This is a genomic window from Sulfurimonas hydrogeniphila (genome assembly GCF_009068765.1).
Taxonomy (GTDB): Bacteria; Campylobacterota; Campylobacteria; order Campylobacterales; family Sulfurimonadaceae; genus Sulfurimonas; species Sulfurimonas hydrogeniphila.
This window is the reverse complement of the sequence record NZ_CP035534.1, coordinates 1,038,953-1,054,470: the sequence shown is the minus strand read 5'-3', so window position 1 is coordinate 1,054,470 and position 15,518 is coordinate 1,038,953. Positions and strand designations below refer to the sequence as shown.

Sequence of the window (15,518 nt, the reverse complement as noted above, 5' to 3'; positions counted from 1 at the left end):
TTTTATCTCTCTAAAGCAACAGCGCCGCTTCTGACTATCTCTTTTGGATTATATTTTTTAATCGCCTGAAGATAGTGATCGACTCTTTTGGGCTCGTCAGCAACCATGGTTATAATGACATCATTGCCAACATTGACTATTTTTCCATTGTAAGCATTACATATAGCACTGATATCACTTATGTTTTCTGTAATAGGAAATTTGACCAGTGCCATCTCTTTTTCAACCAAATCTGCATGTTCATAAACCCGTAAAACAGGAATGAGTTTGTGCAACTGTTTTGTTATCTGCTCAATCACACGCACCGAACCTGATGTGACAATTGTCAAACGGGAATATTTACTCTCAGGAATTGGGGCAACAGTCAAGGATGTAATGTTGTAGCCACGTCCGGAAAAAAGATCGGTAATTCGGGACAATACACTCGCTTCATTCACAACGATAACGGAAACTACTCTTCTTTCTGTATTGTCAGTCATTATTTACTCTCCTTTTTCTCTAATAACATCATATTAAACAGGCTTCCGCCTGATGGAACCATTGGCATAACATTTTCAAACCGTTCAACTTTAACATCAATAAATGCAACAATATTCTTTTTTACAGCCTCTTTTAAAGCGGCATCAAATTCCTCTTTTGTAGTAACTCTGTACCCTATTCCGCCAAAAGCTTCCGCAAGTTTTACAAAATCCGGCTGTACAGAAAGATCTGTCTCACTGTGGCGTTTGTCATAAAAGAGTGTCTGCCATTGGCGAACCATACCCAAAAAATTATTATTCAGAATAATATTGATTACCGGTAATTTTTTCTCAACAGCTGTCATTAACTCCTGACAATTCATCAAAATAGAGCCGTCTCCGGTAAAGTTGATACTTGTTTTTTCAGGAACAGCCGCTTTGACACCCATAGCCGCCGGAAAACCAAAGCCCATAGTTCCGAGTCCACCGGAACTTACAAACTGACGGGGTCTCGTAAACGGATAAAACTGTGCCGCCCACATTTGATGCTGTCCGACATCTGTTGAAATATTTGCATCATCACCTAGAAGCTCACCTACACGTTTTACTACCCACTGTGGCTTGATATTTTCTGTATCTTCATGAAATGTCAGTGGATGCAACTCTGCAAAATTTTCTATCGTTTCTCTCCACTGTTCATAGTTGTCACTGTTTACCATGGAGGTGAGTTTAAGCATCTCATTGACAACATTTTTCACATCACCTACTATAGGATAGTTTGCATTGACAAGCTTTGAAATACTTGCAGGATCTATATCTACATGTATAACCGCAGCATTTTTTGCAAATTCACTTAATTTTCCGGTAACACGGTCATCAAATCTGGCACCGAGGGCAATGACCAGATCTGTTTCGCTCATCGCCATATTTGCCGCATAGGAACCATGCATTCCTAGCATCCCTATAAGCAGGTCATCATCATAAGACAATGTTCCTCTGGCCATAAATGTCTCAACAGCAGGAATGCCGGTCGTATGTACCAAATCTCTTACCTCATAGGCTGCATTTGAATTAATGATACCGCCGCCGAGGTAAAACAAAGGACGTTTTGCATTTGCTATCGCCTCCATAGCTTTTTTGATTTGACGGGGATTGCCTTTGACATGCGGTTTATATGTTTCTAAATCCAGCTCCACATCATAATCAAATTCTGCAACCTGTGCAGTCACATCTTTGGGTATATCAACATGAACCGGGCCTGGACGGCCTGTTCGTGCTATATAAAAAGCCTCTTTTAGTATACGCGGCAGATCTTTTGCATCTGTAACAAGATAATTGTGTTTTGTACAGGAACGGCTTATTCCAACCGCATCAATCTCTTGAAAGGCATCTGTTCCGATTAAACTCATTGGAACCTGTCCTGAGATAACCACCAAAGGAATAGAATCCATGTATGCATCTGCTAAACCTGTTACAGCGTTTGTGAACCCAGGACCGCTTGTTATCATAGATACACCGACTTTTCCGCTGGCTTTTGAATAACCCTCTGCAGCATGAACCGCTGCCTGCTCGTGACGAGTTAATATATGTTGAAATTTGTCTTGTTTGTAGATTTCGTCATAGACATTCATAATTGCTCCGCCAGGGTAGCCAAAAACTGTATCTACGCCTTCTGCAATTAAAGCTTCAATGACCATCTGTGCGCCACTAATTTGCATGAAAAGTCTCCTCTGTATAATATATAATTTTAAAAATTCGCTAATTATACTTCAGGAGAGCTATAATTGAGGTTAAAGCATTAATCTAAAATTGATTTTACAATCATTGAAGGCCGCCACATAGAGAGCGAACCTTTTTTTAACTGTTCTATATCCAATTTTGTATCTTTGTATCTTTTTTTAAATATTTCAAATAATATTTCTATTTGGTCGTCAATGCCAAAATTTAAAATATAATTTTTAATGCCGTTTTCTATCTCTTTGCGATCTCTTTTTTCTCTTATGGCTGTTTCGAGTTGATTTATATACGTCCAGGCAAATATAGTTGCCAGGGCTGTCGTTTTTGAACTGATATCAAAATATTTATGTAAAATGTTTTTTACCCCGTTTACATCACCGACAGCTGCAAAACTGTTTGCTTTGATTAGATCAGCATCCCATTCATTTTGAAGCTTTTCTCCTGCTTTGGTTTCCTGGAGCTCTTCATATTCTGCCATCATATTATATGCCGTTTGATAATCACCACTCTCTACAGCATCATAAAATTTCTGCTTGTTTTGTATCTCTTTTAACATAAGCTCAACTTCATCTTTAAAATCTGTAAACGTACTGAGCAGATTCATCAGTTTCATAGCAGCTATATTTTCACCTTCATATACTAGTTTTTGGATTTTCATATAGATAGTGTCGGCATATTTTATCATCGAGTCATACTCCGGAAACTCCTTTAAAAAAGGGTTCTGATGAATAAGAGCAGATGCCAGTTTAAAATCTTTTTTGCCAAGAGCATTTCTGAATCTTTTATAAATTGCACCCTTTGTTAAAACATCCTGAATAAAAGTTGTTTTATTGCTGATACCTCTATAGGGAGCCAAAATCTCTTTGGCACGTTCCATTTGATTTGGCTGCAAAGCATATTTCAGTGCCTGAAACAAATCCTTTTTCCATCTCTCTTCTAAAAGTTTATATACTTTTGATTCTTTGTAAACCGGATATTGGTTTGCCAGGCTGTATGCCAGTGCCAGTTTTCCGTTTTTTGCAAGTTGTACAAATTTATCATACTCAGCATAATCACTTACGAGTTTTTGTATAACTCTGTTTTTGCTGGGAATCTTCATGAAATTTTTGAGCATTAACAGTGCCTGTTCTTTTTTCCCGTTTTGGAAAGCTTTTTTTGCCTTTTCCAATGTCTTTTCCCACAGGTTTGAAACTAAATTATATATATCCGTATAACGTAAAATAGGATTCTTTTTTACCTCTTCTTCAATTGCGTCTATGTCCTGTTTCATTAAAAGATTTTTTAATGTATCAACTTTTTCAAATATGTCATAATACATCAGGAATCCATCTTCTGTTCCAACAATAAGGTGATTATGCTCATCATCAAAAGCCAAACTGACAATAGGCGAAGTAATCTTTATAAATCTCGGTGCTATCAACTCATATGTATTTAAATCATATACTAAAATATATCCCAACTTCGTACTTAAAAACAGAAATTTTTCATCACCGCTGATTACAAGCTGAGTAACATCATCATGAATACCTTCTAATCTTTGAATAACCTTACCACTGTATATATTCCAGATAATCGCTTTTGAATTTTTATCAATACTCACCAGTTTGTTTCTGCCAAAAAATTTTAGTTTCATAACTGGTGCAGAGTGGGCTTTTAACTTTTCTTTCGGAGTCATTGTTACCAGATTAAACAGTGTGATTTTTCTGTCATAACTCGCTATGGCTACCCAGTTTCCGTTTTTTGAAAAAGAGACATCATTAATGGTATCGGCATGATGGGGAAGTGTAAACACAATCTTTCCGCTTTTAACATCCAATGCAAAAGTTTTGCCGTCTTCTCCGCATGAGAACATATACCTGGAGAGCGGGTCTATACCAACACAGGAAACCTCCCCCTGGTGTCTGGTAACTCTGGCAATAGCTTTTTTTGTTTGGGCATTATAGAGTCTTGACTCTTTTGCATCTGCTGACATTGTTGCAAAATAATTGCCGTCATAGCTGTAATCCACCACATTATTTTTATAATATTTGTGTTCAATATTAACTTTAAATCCGCTTTGCACTTTCAGGCTGTCTTTGTCGTAAAACCTTACAGTAGTTTTAGAGTCTATAACAACAAGACGCTTGTCTTTTAAAATTTTTATCAAGATTACAGGATATACAATACTTTGACTTTTAACAGTTTTCATTTTCAGTCTCTCAAATAACCCTCTTTTACAAGAGCCTCTTTAATTTCTTCCTGATGTTGCTTTCCTTTTGTCTCCATATGCACGGTCACATTAGCATCTCCGTAATCCAGCGATACGGACGTTCTGTCATAAGAAATATGCACAATATTTGCATTTAACTCTTGGAGTATCTGCGTAAAACGCATCAAAGAACCCGGCTTGTCAACCAATGTGACGGTAATTTTCATTTTGCGATGAGACTTCAGAAGACCCTTTTCTATAATGACAGAAAGGAGCGTAACATCCATATTTCCCCCACTCAGAACAACTGCAACATTTTTGTCTTTTAGATAATCCAGTTTATGGTGCAGTAGTGCCGCAACACCGACAGATCCGGCTCCTTCAACCACCAGTTTTTGTTTCTCAAGTAAAAACAAAATGGCACTTGCTATCTCCTCATCATCTACACTTATTATCTCGTCCACACACTCAAGGGCATGCTTGAGAGTAACCACAGAAGTGTCGCGTACTGCTATCCCGTCGGCTATCGTTCTTACGCTTGTAGAATCAACAGCTCTTTTTAAATCATAGGAATTTTTAAATGCAGGTGCACCTTTGGCACTCACACCAATTACTTTTACAGCGGGGTTGACAGCTTTGAGAGCACTGGCCATACCGGCAATAAGTCCACCGCCACCGACCGGAATGAGGACAGCGTCAAGTTCTTGGCATTTTTCAAGAATTTCCAAGGCTACAGTACCCTGTCCTGCCATCACCTCTTCATCTTCAAAAGGATGCACAAAAGTCAAATGATGTTTTTGCCCATACTCCTTTGCATAGGCATAGGCTTCATCATAGTTTGTGCCAGCAAGAATCACCTCTGCACCGAAATGTTTTACTCCGTCTATCTTTGTAAGCGGTGTCGATTCCGGCATTACTATCACTGCTTTTGTATCAAAAGCGGCAGCGGAGTAGGCCACCCCCTGGGCATGATTGCCGGCACTTGCTGCGACAACACCGCATTCTCTTTGCTGTGGTGTCAAAGTGGCTATTTTATTATATGCACCGCGAAGTTTAAATGCTCCTGTTATTTGCAGGTTCTCTTTTTTCAAATATACCTTGCATCCGGAAATTTCACTCAGATATGGAGCATATGAAAAAGGAGTGTTGACAACAACTTCTTCTATACGTTTATGCGCATCTTTGATTTTTTGTAAAGGAATCAAAATCAGCCCTGTAGATTTCGATGATCAACCATAGTGCACTGGTTTTGTACAACTTTCATTCCTGCATCCTGTGCTTTTTTAGCGGCTTCATTGTTTACTATACCTTTTTGTGCCCAAAAAACTTTTACATCACCACGTTTTATACAGGCATCTGCAATGGCATCAAGTGCTGCGGGTTTTCTGAAAATATCAACCATGTCAACTGCAAAAGGAATTTCAGCCAAAGAGTTATAAACTTTTTCTCCAAGAATCGTCTCTCCTTTTGGATAAACAGGAATTATTTTATACCCCTGATCCTGAAGATATTTGGCAACCCTGTGACTGTCTTTGCTCTCATCAGGAGAAAGCCCCAAAACCGCAATCGTTTTAACACTCTCAAAAATCTCTTTTACTTCATCCATATTTGAATTAACTGTAGGAAATTCGCACTCCATTTTCACACCTTTTTTATATTTAATCATTTCTCATTAAATCGCCTAAATTGCCCTGTTTTAGGTAATTTCAAGGATTTTCTATGTTATCATACCTTTGCAAAAAAGTCCAATTTACTCATATCATTTGGACTATTTTTGGACTCAAATCAATCAAGTAACCAATTATGAAAACACTTTTAAAACGTATTCCTACCAACACAGCAGGGGTTTTTTATAAGGAAATTGTATCGAAAAATAATAAAATAATAGATAAAATCTTTTTAATCCGATATACCGATGCAAATAATAAACAAAGATTAAAAACTATAGGGAAAAAATCAGATGGGATTACAGAAGCTTGTTGTAAAGCAAAACTGAGCGAAATTAAAACTTGGTGAGGATCTACCCCATATTGCAAAAAGAAAATCCAAACTCACTTTTGATGACTTAGCAGAAAAATATTTTGCTGATAAAACGCACACAACCAAAGAAGCAAACAAAGAGAAAGCAAGATATATAAATCATATCCAAAAAGATATCGGACACATGCTTCCAAAAAATATCTCTTCTGATCAACTCTTAAAAATGCAGACAAACTTCAAAAAGAGATTCTCTCCAAGAACAACTAACCATCTCATCTTTTTAATTGGAACAATTTTTAAGTATGCCACGCAAAGGAAACTGTTGGGATAACGCGGTGGCAGAGAGCTTTTTTCATACACTCAAAACGGAACTCATTTATCATGAGATTTTTGAGACAAAAGCACAAGCCAATCAAGCTATATTTGAGTATATTGAGGTTTATTATAGCCAACAAAGAATGCACTCTGCAAATGGGAATCTGTCACCTGTAGAGTTTGAAGAAAAAATGATGTTACAAGTTGAAACAGCAGCTTAGAATCTTTATGGATAAGTATGAAATAGGGTTGACACATCACAGGTGAGGATGAAATTAAATTTCTGGAGATGCTGTCTTGATTTTTAGGGGCATTATATTTTTGTTTTTGCAAAAGAGTCAAGTTTTTTTCTTTTTCCGTAGTATATAAAAGTATTTTTTATCGGTAAAAAGAGACGGTACTTTGTTTCTGTCTTGAAAAGTTATATCGACAACCAAAATAATTCCACAATCAATATACTGAGCTAAATATGTGTGTATATATTTTTGTACTTTGGGAGCTAAGTTTTCAATATTAAAAATAATTCTAATATCTCTGTCTTGATACTGTTTTTTTGTTTGAAGTAATTCATAAAAATTGAGCAGATAAATTAAAAATAAGAAGGTGAACAAAGTCAATAGCAGCATCACTATCAAATTCTATTGTAATGATGTGATTTAATTTTTGAGGGATGTCTTTTTCTATTTTTGCAAAAAAATTATGATAAAAAAGTAATTGTTGTTCTGGGTTGGTAATATTTAATAGCGATTTTGTTATTATCATATCATATCTCCCATATTGGAATCTTTATAAAGCACAGTATCTTGATTAATTCAATTAACTAAACGATTCTAAGTATAGTTATAAATCATAAGTCTTCATATGCTAAAAGATACTCTAAATGCTTGTAATAAGGTGTCGCTAAAAACTCTTTTAGCAAATCTTTAGATGGATTTATCAGTTTAATCATATCAATAAGTGCAGATTTTAGTTTGTGCAAATCTTTATGAATTACTATCCATAAGATATCTCCATCCACACCTCTATAATCGTGTGATATTTTATCTCTAAGACCTGCTATATCACTCCAAGAAAGTTCACATTTTACTGAATCTTTCAAAGATCTATCTATTTTTTTAGATTCTTCACCAATAGCTATAAAAAGTGATATGGTGGCATTGAGTTCTTTTTGCTCATTTGCCCATATAAAGTCTATTGGATTTTCAAAATCTTTTGTGTATAACCATGCTTTTTCACAACACTCAAGCATAGTCAAAATATGAATCAAGTTTTTTTCATCATACATAGATAAAATCTTTTTTTGCATAATGTTTTATTATCGGATTCATAAAATCTAAAGAAACAAAATCTACTTTTTCTACATTAAGCTCTGAGGCAATCGTATCTTGAATTTTTAAAAATTCAATACCACTCTTTAATTCAAAATTTCTGTCTCTTGTATAAAATATATCTATATCACTTGTAGATTTAGCTTCATCTCTTGCATAACTACCATAGAGTCCCAATGTATTTATACCATAAAGCTTTTTAAACTCATTTTTTTTATTTTTGAGGTATTGTAAAATAGTCGCTTTATTCATTGTTAACTCCAAAATATATTATTTTATAGATTATAACATACAACTCATATGCACTGACATAATTTTAGCATATTGTCATGACATAGGCTTAGTTTCAAACCTTATCAAATCATATCATTTCATTTGGACTTTTGTGGGACTTGGTAAAAATGCAAGGCTTTATTTTAGGCTATTAACACCCTATTTCTTGGGACTTTAAAAGAATTAGTTGTGGAGAGATTCACACTCCATTTTCGTCCTTTTTTAAATTTTGTCAGTAAACTACTCTAAAACGCATCCCCGCCAATACAACAGACGTTTTTAATAAAGAGATTATATCGAAAAAGTATATAGTTGTGAATAAAGTCTTTTTGAAAGTTCTCAAACAAACTTAATATTCATTTAAAGCATTTATTTTCATCAATATACGGTCAGAATCTTCAAACTTCAAATTGACTAAAAAAACTGCTTTATCCTTTTGTTTATAGACTCTGAAGACATCAACACTGCCAAGACAGTCTGCATTAAATTTATCGGCTTCTGATAACGGATAAGCAGGTTTTTGTAATGATTCCAGTCTGTAAAGTTTTTTATTTTTGACTATATAGGTCACATAAGGGTTTACTCTTCTGTGAAGGGAGTGTGTTGTTTGCAAAAAGAGGACATCTTCATTTTTGTCATTATGCACGATACTGTTTTGCTGATAAAGCATTAAAGACAAGTCTAGGAAAAGTACTCTCTTTTTTAGACTCAGAGAATTAAATCCGTTGACCTGTTTTTCATAAAATGTATTACTTTTGTTTACAGAAGCATTGACTCTGTACAAATAAACCATCATAATAGATAAAATAGTTATAGATATCATCATTTCTATCAATGTAAAAGCTTTTTTCATCGTATTCTTAACCGTAACAGTGATGAGGAGTAGTTCTTGGTTTTCAATGTACTTCTTCCTGTTTCGTAGATAGTTCCTGCACTGTTTTTTTTATTTGGATCGTTATCTTCTTCCTCGTTTGCGGATTCATCAAACATGCTTGTGTCAATATTCTGCAGTGTTTGATACACTATTTCTATATCTGTATGTTTGAGTTCTCTTCTAAAATCATCATCCAAATCAAAGTCTGAAACCAACTCTTCTAAAGATATCTTTTCATTTTCAAAGCCATATTTTGTTCCTACAAGCAATGAAAGATATTGCGTAGCCGTTTCCTGATTTTTCACCTGAGAAAATATATGTGTATTGTTGGCATTTATTTGCAGTAACGCCATAATTACCACTGAAATAATCATCACTGCTACCATTACCTCTATCAATGTAAAAGCTCTCCTGTGAAGATTACATGTAGCAGTACAAAACATTTTATAATCCGATACGGATTGCTTCATCCAGCGAAGTTTCTCCATTTAAAACCATGTTGGAGAGTTGAAAAGAGATACTTTGCAAACCGTCAGCTTCCAGTGCTTCTTTGATACTGTGCTCATCCGCTGTAGTTTTTAAAAGATCTTTTACCTTGTCATTCATAATCAAAAGTTCTCCTATCGATCTTCTGCCTGTGTAGCCACTGTAATTACATGCGGGGCACCCTTTTGCCTTAAAAATTTTGCTCTCTTTTGGGATATTGTAGTCATCGGCAAAATTTTCAGCTATGACATCTTCTTCTTTGCACTCAGGGCATAATACGCGGACCAGCCTTTGCGCCAAAATACCTAAAATAGAAGAGGATATTAAAAACGGTGCAATTCCCATATCAACCAATCTTGATATCGTAGCAGATGCAGAATTTGTGTGAATTGTAGAAAAAACCAGATGCCCTGTCAGTGCTGCACGCACCGCAATAGATGCTGTCTCTTCATCTCTGATTTCTCCTATCATTATGACATCAGGATCCTGGCGTAAAATTGAACGCAGAGCACTTGCAAAAGTGAGTCCTACTTTTTCATTCACTTGAATCTGCGATATGCTTTCTGATTTATACTCCACAGGATCTTCAACGGTTATAAGATTTTTTTCGGGAGATTCCACTTCTCGCAGGAAAGAGTGCAAAGATGTTGTTTTACCACTCCCTGTCGGTCCGGTCACTAAAATAATTCCGTGTGAAAGGCGTAACAGACTTTTGATCTTTTCAATCATATCCTGATGAAATCCAAGCTCTGTTATCTGCGGTATTTGTGAACTTTGCATTAAAATACGCATAACAACTCTTTCTCCATAAAAAGTAGGCAGTACCGAAACCCTGATATCCAATATCTCACCTGCAATTTTTATCTGTGTTCTTCCGTCTTGGGGAATACGTTTTTCCGAAATATCCAAATTTGAAATAACTTTAATACGGCTGATGATAAGACTGACAACTTTTTTGTCCAAATCTGCATTTTTACTCAGCATTCCGTCTATACGAAATCGGACTTCACCGCTCTTCTCTTTGACCTCTATATGGATATCCGAAGCTCTTTTTTTGACAGCCTGATAAAAAAGTGCATTGACAAACTTGATAATGGGTGCTGATTCTTCACTCGTTAAAATGTCACTCGACGTTCTTAAAAAATCGGTCAGAGAGATGTCTTCTTGTTCATTCTCTTCTGAAGAATCTTCTTGCATTGTCTCTATTGCTTTGTCTGTTCGAAGTTCCAAAAAACGGTTATAAAGCCTGTCATACGAATCTTCATCAAGCATCTTGAGAGGATATTTGATTTCTAGTTTTGTATAATAGTTACTCGCTTCAACCAAATATCTTTCACAGACACATGCAATGACTTCTTCTTCTGTTTTACTAAAAAGAAGATAGTTTTTAACACTGATCTCCGTTGGTATACCCTCAGGTTCACATACCTGTAAATGTAAATCATGAAGCACTTCTGTATTGAGCATTAATAGACACCTTTGACATGCACTGCAGGTTCTGTATTCTTTTGTATCTTTTCATTTTTTTTACTCATTATCTTTTTAAAGATTTTTTCATTATACTCTTTTTGCACACTTGAAAGAACACCCAGGTCTCTTTGCAGTTTTGAAAGTTCTTCACTTTTGTCTATGACATAAGGAGTCAGAATGACTACTAAGTTATCCTGTTCTTTAATTGTTTCAGTAGATGAAAAAAGATACTCTCCTATCATTGGAATATCACCCAGCAGAGGAACTTTTGTTTTTGTTTTTCTGTCAAGGGATTTTACAAGACCGCCGATGATAATGCTTTCGCCGCTTCTTAAAATCGCCTGTGTCTTCACCTCTTGCTTTGACGTAACAGGCTGTCCCGCTGCATCAGAGCTTAAAATATTTTCCAAAGACGCTTCAACATCCAAAGTTACCTTGTCGTTTGAGGATACTCTGGGTTTGATTCGTAATGTCAGACCGATATTTTCTCTTTTATAGTTGTTTGTCACCCCCGAAACAGCATTTGTTGTTGCACCGGATATTATAGAGATGGTTTTACCGACATAGATGGAAGATTGTTTATTGTTGACACAGAGAATTGAAGGATTTGATATTGTTTTTGATGCGCCGTGACTTTGTAAAAAATCAAGTGTTGCCCCAAGGGCCAATGCGCTTTTTGCGCCAGAGCCAATAGCACCGAGATAATTGATAATCTGTGTTGATGCCAGATTTTGCAAATTAGCATCACCAAAGTTTGCACTCATTGCATAAAGTCCGGATGCTGAAACATCTCCTGCTGCAAAACCATATTTCATTCCTAAACTTTCGGCATTGTTTTTGTTGATATTAATAATTCTTGCCTGAACATATACCTGGTATTTTTCCTTGTCCAGTGCATCAATAATAACCTTGATTCCTTTGAGTATCTCAGGGTCCGCCACTGCGATGATGGCATTGATCTCTTCGCTCGAAGAGATATTCGGTTTTGTGGTGAGACCTTTATAGGTTTTATCAGAAATAATCTCTTTTAGGGTTTTGATAACATTCTTTGCATCAGAGTTTTTAAGACTGTAAATTTCAACTGACCGGCTAATGTTTGACTCTACATCAAGTTTTTTCGCCAAATCTTCAATTTTTGCTACATTCTTTTTATTTCCGATAACAATCAAACCGTTTATATTTTCATCAAAAATGATATTGACTTTGTCCGAAACGACTTTAGGATTAAATATTGACTTGCTTATATCCAACAAACGAGCCTGAAGTTTTCCGGCATCTGCATGTTTTATATATACCAGTTTTACAATAGAGTTGTTTGTTATTTGAATATCTTTGATTATTTTTTTAATGGTTTCTATATTTTTTGGATAATCAGTTATCAAGATCGTATTGCTCTCTTTTAATGTCATCAGTTTTGCAGTTTTTGAAATAAGATAACGAATCTTTGCCGCTATAATATCTACATTTTCACCCTCTACTTTAACAGCCTGGGTTACCATTAAAGATCCGGATACTTTTTGGTTTGGTTTGACAACATCCGCATTAGATCTTGCAACCTCAGAAGAGCGGACAATTTCATAATAAGACCCATTACGTGCCAAAGAGTAGCCTTTTGACTGTAAAACAGAAACCAGCATCCCCATCAATTCATCATCATAGATAGGTGCAGAACTTACAAGATTCACACTTCCGTTTATTTTATAATTCATTAAAATATTTTTATGTGTAATTTTTGCTACCAGTTTTACAAAATCATCAATGGCCAAATTTGAAAAGTTAACATTCACCTGTTCTCTTGCCTGAAGAGAGAATGTTAAAAGTAGTATCAATCCTATGTGCTTAATGAATTTCATATATCAATTCCTTTTCTGTGTTATTTCTTAAAACAACCAAGCTTATTTCGCTTAATTTGTTTACATTTTTATATATATTCATCACTGCTTTATATGATGTCAAATCAATATTGTTTGCTTTAATGACAATATCACCTTTTTGCAACCCGAGTGCTGCAAATTTTGAATTTTTATTTATTTTCATTATCTTAAAACCTTTAATTTTTCCATCTTCCATGACTTCCTTTATGGCAATTTGTTTCCAAATCTTTTGAGGATTTTTTTCAAAAAACTTTATATCCTGCCTTGATATATTTGTCACACCATTATCTGTTTCATTATCTGTTTCATTATGCGTGACCCGGTTTATACTTACATCTTTAATTTTTTGTTTGACAAAATAGAGTATATAGTTTTTGCCGTCTTTTGTAAAAACAACATTATCGTTATTGATTTCTTTCAAAGTATAGCCATTATACGTTTCACCCACTCCGATAATTGAAGTTTTTTTCAAATTCGATTTCATTGCCACTATGGCATATCCATAATTTTTAGAACCATAAAGACCGATCAGAGTCATATCGGTAATACTTCTGTGCGCACCCGTTTCATTTGTTTTTTTATACCCCTTGGTATTTGTATGCAAAGGAGTAAGCATATTTGTAAAATTTACTCTTTGATATGCCGGACGATAATTCTTTTTTATCTTTACATCTATACCATTGCTTGGCAAATACCATAACAGCACGAGCGCAAGCAGCTTGGAAAGAGCTATTAAAATCAACAATTTTGTAATAATTTGCAACATCTTGGAATTAGAGACTTTGTTCATAAATGAAGCCTCCGTTTTTATCTTTTTTCAAATTTCGCAGTGTTGTACGATAATGAGTCAACATTTTTTTGGAAGGTTTTATCAAAACCTGCAAAGTTCTCTTGACAAGGTCGATATTAATATCAGCCTCTCCAAACTCACCACTGCATTTTCCCGTTACATGTAAAGGATTAAATACAGTATAGACAAGATACAGACTCTTTACATGTAAAGGTATAAATCCTGATGCCATATCGGATAAGACCAAACCTTCAACCTCTACACTGTTATACAAAAGAAAAAGATTCAGTTTTATCTTTTGTATTTTTGCAGTTTCGAGTGTTTTAACATATAAAACAGCATTTTTTATTTCAAGCGTAAAACCTTCATCACTGAGAGTCTCATCATTCAGAACAATACCTTTTTTTTGCAGTTGCTCTTCAGCAAAATAGTATATATTTACTTTGGGAGAAAAATAGATAAATGCCATCATAAAAAACAGGACATACAACAGGAATAAAACCAGTTTTTTTACCATTTTATCTTCACCTCCAGCGTTGATTTACTCTCGCTGATTCTTTTTATTTTCAGCATTGTTATGTTAAATGTTGTATTGAGAATTTTACCCATTAAAAAATTCAAAGCTTTTATATCCATGTTTTGAGAACTGATGTGTATTCCTGAGTTTGTTATTTCTTTTTTTATCTTGGAACTCTTTAAAACAGGATTTGACAATATATGTAGAATCTCCTTTTTCTCTTTTTCTTTGTTGGCAAATGCTTTTTTTAAAGCACTCGTATCTAAAGAAACTTTCAGCGTTTTTTCATAGAGAATTTTTTCCTGATGGAGCTCTTTTTTTGCATCTATGAGCTTCAAAACAAAAAACAGTAAAAGCAAAAGTAAAAAGATGCCAACGTAAAGAGGATTTAAGCGGTTCATAAAGTTATCTCCAAAGTCAGTACTGAATTTTTTAATTGGGTTTTAGCATGAATACCTTTACGTTTCAATGCTTCTATAATTTTTTTACTCTGTGTAACATCTTTTATAATCACTGTTAACACTTTGGAATCAAATCCTATGTAAGAAATTTTTTCATTTTTTGCAAGATGCATTTTGAGAAAATATCCTATATATTCTCTCAGTTTCATCTGTTTTTCGTATATTTTATTCAGTTCTGCATGAATAGCCTGATTTTGCATCATGGTAGGCTTTAAATTATATTTTGCAAATACGGCACTCCTTTGATCTTCAAGCGTGGCTGCCTTATCCATGGTAATAAGCCATTCTCCGAAAACTATACCTGTGATAAACAACAGAACAAAACCAATCTTATAAAAACTGGACTTTTTGAGAATATGATTAAACTGCTGTAAAACTATAGCATGACCGGATGGTTTAAAATCATCCAGTTTAAGGATATCTGCTTCTTTTATCCAAAAATCCGGTACAAGAATCACTATACCGTTTTTCACTACAAGCGCCTGTTTTTCATTTACTCTACAGGCCCCTTCCAAGGAAGAAAATTCACTCTGCGCAAAATAGATATTGACAACATTTGAAGGAGATATTTCTTTTTGTGCCATCAACTCCAGAATCATTTTATCTTCATAGGCAAAAACTATATACTCGTCATTTTCTTTATAGGCATAGTAGCTGTAGTGACCCTCAGGCAGAATATCTTCAAAAATGGAAGGAAGCAGTTTTTTTACTTCCCTTATATATTTCACAGGTAAAGAAATTTTCTTTACCCAGTATAAAGACGGAGA

At 34.9% G+C, this 15,518-nt stretch carries 18 protein-coding genes and 1 pseudogene; 3 read left to right on the top strand and 16 right to left on the bottom strand.

Going from position 1 to position 15,518, the window contains the following annotated elements; translation table 11 throughout:
• Window positions 1–2: 2 nt before the first annotated feature.
• From ilvN to ETP70_RS05530, 5 genes are all read right to left on the bottom strand, one after another.
• Window positions 3–479, bottom strand: coding sequence for an acetolactate synthase small subunit (gene ilvN / locus ETP70_RS05550; protein WP_151900246.1), 477 nt, complete (start codon window positions 477–479; stop codon window positions 3–5).
• Window positions 479–2,176, bottom strand: a complete 1,698-nt coding sequence (locus ETP70_RS05545; RefSeq protein WP_151900245.1) for an acetolactate synthase large subunit — start codon at window positions 2,174–2,176, stop codon at window positions 479–481. Before ETP70_RS05545 ends, ilvN begins: the two co-directional genes overlap by 1 nt.
• Before the next feature lie 80 nt (window positions 2,177–2,256).
• Entirely contained in the window at window positions 2,257–4,383 is a 2,127-nt protein-coding gene (locus ETP70_RS05540; protein ID WP_151900244.1) for a WD40 repeat domain-containing protein, read from the bottom strand.
• Between the two features lie 2 nt (window positions 4,384–4,385).
• The gene (gene ilvA, locus ETP70_RS05535; RefSeq protein WP_151900243.1) at window positions 4,386–5,588 is read right to left on the bottom strand and encodes a threonine ammonia-lyase; all 1,203 of its coding nucleotides are present in this window, start codon (window positions 5,586–5,588) and stop codon (window positions 4,386–4,388) included.
• 2 nt (window positions 5,589–5,590) lie between these two features.
• Window positions 5,591–6,022 (bottom strand): CoA-binding protein, encoded by a 432-nt coding sequence (locus ETP70_RS05530; RefSeq protein WP_151901512.1) that lies wholly within the window; start codon window positions 6,020–6,022, stop codon window positions 5,591–5,593.
• Between the two features lie 164 nt (window positions 6,023–6,186).
• Here ETP70_RS05530 and ETP70_RS05525 point away from each other — a divergent pair, with 164 nt between their 5' ends.
• The 3 genes and pseudogenes from ETP70_RS05525 to ETP70_RS05520 all read left to right on the top strand — a co-directional run.
• Window positions 6,187–6,399 (top strand): hypothetical protein, encoded by a 213-nt coding sequence (locus tag ETP70_RS05525; protein ID WP_151900242.1) that lies wholly within the window; start codon window positions 6,187–6,189, stop codon window positions 6,397–6,399.
• 13 nt (window positions 6,400–6,412) lie between these two features.
• The gene (locus tag ETP70_RS12810) at window positions 6,413–6,694 is read left to right on the top strand and encodes a phage integrase central domain-containing protein (RefSeq protein ID WP_430739213.1); all 282 of its coding nucleotides are present in this window, start codon (window positions 6,413–6,415) and stop codon (window positions 6,692–6,694) included.
• Window positions 6,663–6,899 (top strand): annotated as a pseudogene (locus ETP70_RS05520) (IS3 family transposase); the annotation flags it as partial. The gene ETP70_RS12810 and the pseudogene ETP70_RS05520, both read left to right, overlap by 32 nt.
• Before the next feature lie 346 nt (window positions 6,900–7,245).
• Here ETP70_RS05520 and ETP70_RS05515 read toward each other — a convergent pair.
• From ETP70_RS05515 to ETP70_RS05465, 11 genes are all read right to left on the bottom strand, one after another.
• Window positions 7,246–7,440 (bottom strand): hypothetical protein, encoded by a 195-nt coding sequence (locus ETP70_RS05515; RefSeq protein WP_151900240.1) that lies wholly within the window; start codon window positions 7,438–7,440, stop codon window positions 7,246–7,248.
• Window positions 7,441–7,525: 85 nt separating this feature from the next.
• Window positions 7,526–7,984 carry a HepT-like ribonuclease domain-containing protein gene (locus tag ETP70_RS05510; protein ID WP_151900239.1) on the bottom strand — a complete coding sequence of 153 codons (459 nt, stop codon included), beginning with the start codon at window positions 7,982–7,984 and terminating at the stop codon, window positions 7,526–7,528.
• Window positions 7,956–8,258, bottom strand: a complete 303-nt coding sequence (locus ETP70_RS05505; protein WP_151900238.1) for a nucleotidyltransferase family protein — start codon at window positions 8,256–8,258, stop codon at window positions 7,956–7,958. Before ETP70_RS05505 ends, ETP70_RS05510 begins: the two co-directional genes overlap by 29 nt.
• 370 nt (window positions 8,259–8,628) lie before the next feature.
• On the bottom strand, window positions 8,629–9,132 hold the full coding sequence (locus ETP70_RS05500) for a PulJ/GspJ family protein (protein ID WP_151900237.1): 504 nt from the start codon (window positions 9,130–9,132) through the stop codon (window positions 8,629–8,631).
• Window positions 9,129–9,641 carry a type IV pilus modification PilV family protein gene (locus ETP70_RS05495; protein WP_151900236.1) on the bottom strand — a complete coding sequence of 171 codons (513 nt, stop codon included), beginning with the start codon at window positions 9,639–9,641 and terminating at the stop codon, window positions 9,129–9,131. The genes ETP70_RS05500 and ETP70_RS05495 overlap by 4 nt, the downstream gene beginning before the upstream one ends.
• Window positions 9,598–11,106: a GspE/PulE family protein gene (locus ETP70_RS05490; RefSeq protein WP_151900235.1), complete on the bottom strand. Its 1,509-nt coding sequence runs from the start codon at window positions 11,104–11,106 to the stop codon at window positions 9,598–9,600. The genes ETP70_RS05495 and ETP70_RS05490 overlap by 44 nt, the downstream gene beginning before the upstream one ends.
• Complete coding sequence (locus ETP70_RS05485; protein WP_151900234.1) at window positions 11,106–12,962, bottom strand: secretin N-terminal domain-containing protein; 1,857 nt, start codon at window positions 12,960–12,962, stop codon at window positions 11,106–11,108. Before ETP70_RS05485 ends, ETP70_RS05490 begins: the two co-directional genes overlap by 1 nt.
• A complete protein-coding gene (locus tag ETP70_RS05480; RefSeq protein ID WP_151900233.1) occupies window positions 12,949–13,773 on the bottom strand; it encodes a site-2 protease family protein in 825 nt (274 codons plus the stop codon). Before ETP70_RS05480 ends, ETP70_RS05485 begins: the two co-directional genes overlap by 14 nt.
• Window positions 13,757–14,290: a hypothetical protein gene (locus tag ETP70_RS05475; protein WP_151900232.1), complete on the bottom strand. Its 534-nt coding sequence runs from the start codon at window positions 14,288–14,290 to the stop codon at window positions 13,757–13,759. Before ETP70_RS05475 ends, ETP70_RS05480 begins: the two co-directional genes overlap by 17 nt.
• The gene (locus tag ETP70_RS05470; protein WP_151900231.1) at window positions 14,284–14,691 is read right to left on the bottom strand and encodes a hypothetical protein; all 408 of its coding nucleotides are present in this window, start codon (window positions 14,689–14,691) and stop codon (window positions 14,284–14,286) included. The genes ETP70_RS05475 and ETP70_RS05470 overlap by 7 nt, the downstream gene beginning before the upstream one ends.
• Window positions 14,688–15,479, bottom strand: coding sequence for a hypothetical protein (locus ETP70_RS05465; protein ID WP_151900230.1), 792 nt, complete (start codon window positions 15,477–15,479; stop codon window positions 14,688–14,690). Before ETP70_RS05465 ends, ETP70_RS05470 begins: the two co-directional genes overlap by 4 nt.
• Between the last annotated feature and the right edge of the window lie 39 nt (window positions 15,480–15,518).

Coding starts and splice junctions, on each gene's coding strand:
- ilvN (WP_151900246.1), bottom strand. CDS start 479: ATGACTGACAATACAGAAAGAAGAGTAGTTTCCGTTATCGTTGTGAAT.
- ETP70_RS05545 (WP_151900245.1), bottom strand. CDS start 2,176: ATGCAAATTAGTGGCGCACAGATGGTCATTGAAGCTTTAATTGCAGAA.
- ETP70_RS05540 (WP_151900244.1), bottom strand. CDS start 4,383: ATGAAAACTGTTAAAAGTCAAAGTATTGTATATCCTGTAATCTTGATA.
- ETP70_RS05530 (WP_151901512.1), bottom strand. CDS start 6,022: ATGGAGTGCGAATTTCCTACAGTTAATTCAAATATGGATGAAGTAAAA.
- ETP70_RS05525 (WP_151900242.1), top strand. CDS start 6,187: ATGAAAACACTTTTAAAACGTATTCCTACCAACACAGCAGGGGTTTTT.
- ETP70_RS05515 (WP_151900240.1), bottom strand. CDS start 7,440: ATGATAATAACAAAATCGCTATTAAATATTACCAACCCAGAACAACAA.
- ETP70_RS05510 (WP_151900239.1), bottom strand. CDS start 7,984: ATGCAAAAAAAGATTTTATCTATGTATGATGAAAAAAACTTGATTCAT.
- ETP70_RS05505 (WP_151900238.1), bottom strand. CDS start 8,258: ATGAATAAAGCGACTATTTTACAATACCTCAAAAATAAAAAAAATGAG.
- ETP70_RS05500 (WP_151900237.1), bottom strand. CDS start 9,132: ATGAAAAAAGCTTTTACATTGATAGAAATGATGATATCTATAACTATT.
- ETP70_RS05495 (WP_151900236.1), bottom strand. CDS start 9,641: ATGGAGAAACTTCGCTGGATGAAGCAATCCGTATCGGATTATAAAATG.
- ETP70_RS05490 (WP_151900235.1), bottom strand. CDS start 11,106: ATGCTCAATACAGAAGTGCTTCATGATTTACATTTACAGGTATGTGAA.
- ETP70_RS05485 (WP_151900234.1), bottom strand. CDS start 12,962: ATGAAATTCATTAAGCACATAGGATTGATACTACTTTTAACATTCTCT.
- ETP70_RS05480 (WP_151900233.1), bottom strand. CDS start 13,773: ATGAACAAAGTCTCTAATTCCAAGATGTTGCAAATTATTACAAAATTG.
- ETP70_RS05475 (WP_151900232.1), bottom strand. CDS start 14,290: ATGGTAAAAAAACTGGTTTTATTCCTGTTGTATGTCCTGTTTTTTATG.
- ETP70_RS05470 (WP_151900231.1), bottom strand. CDS start 14,691: ATGAACCGCTTAAATCCTCTTTACGTTGGCATCTTTTTACTTTTGCTT.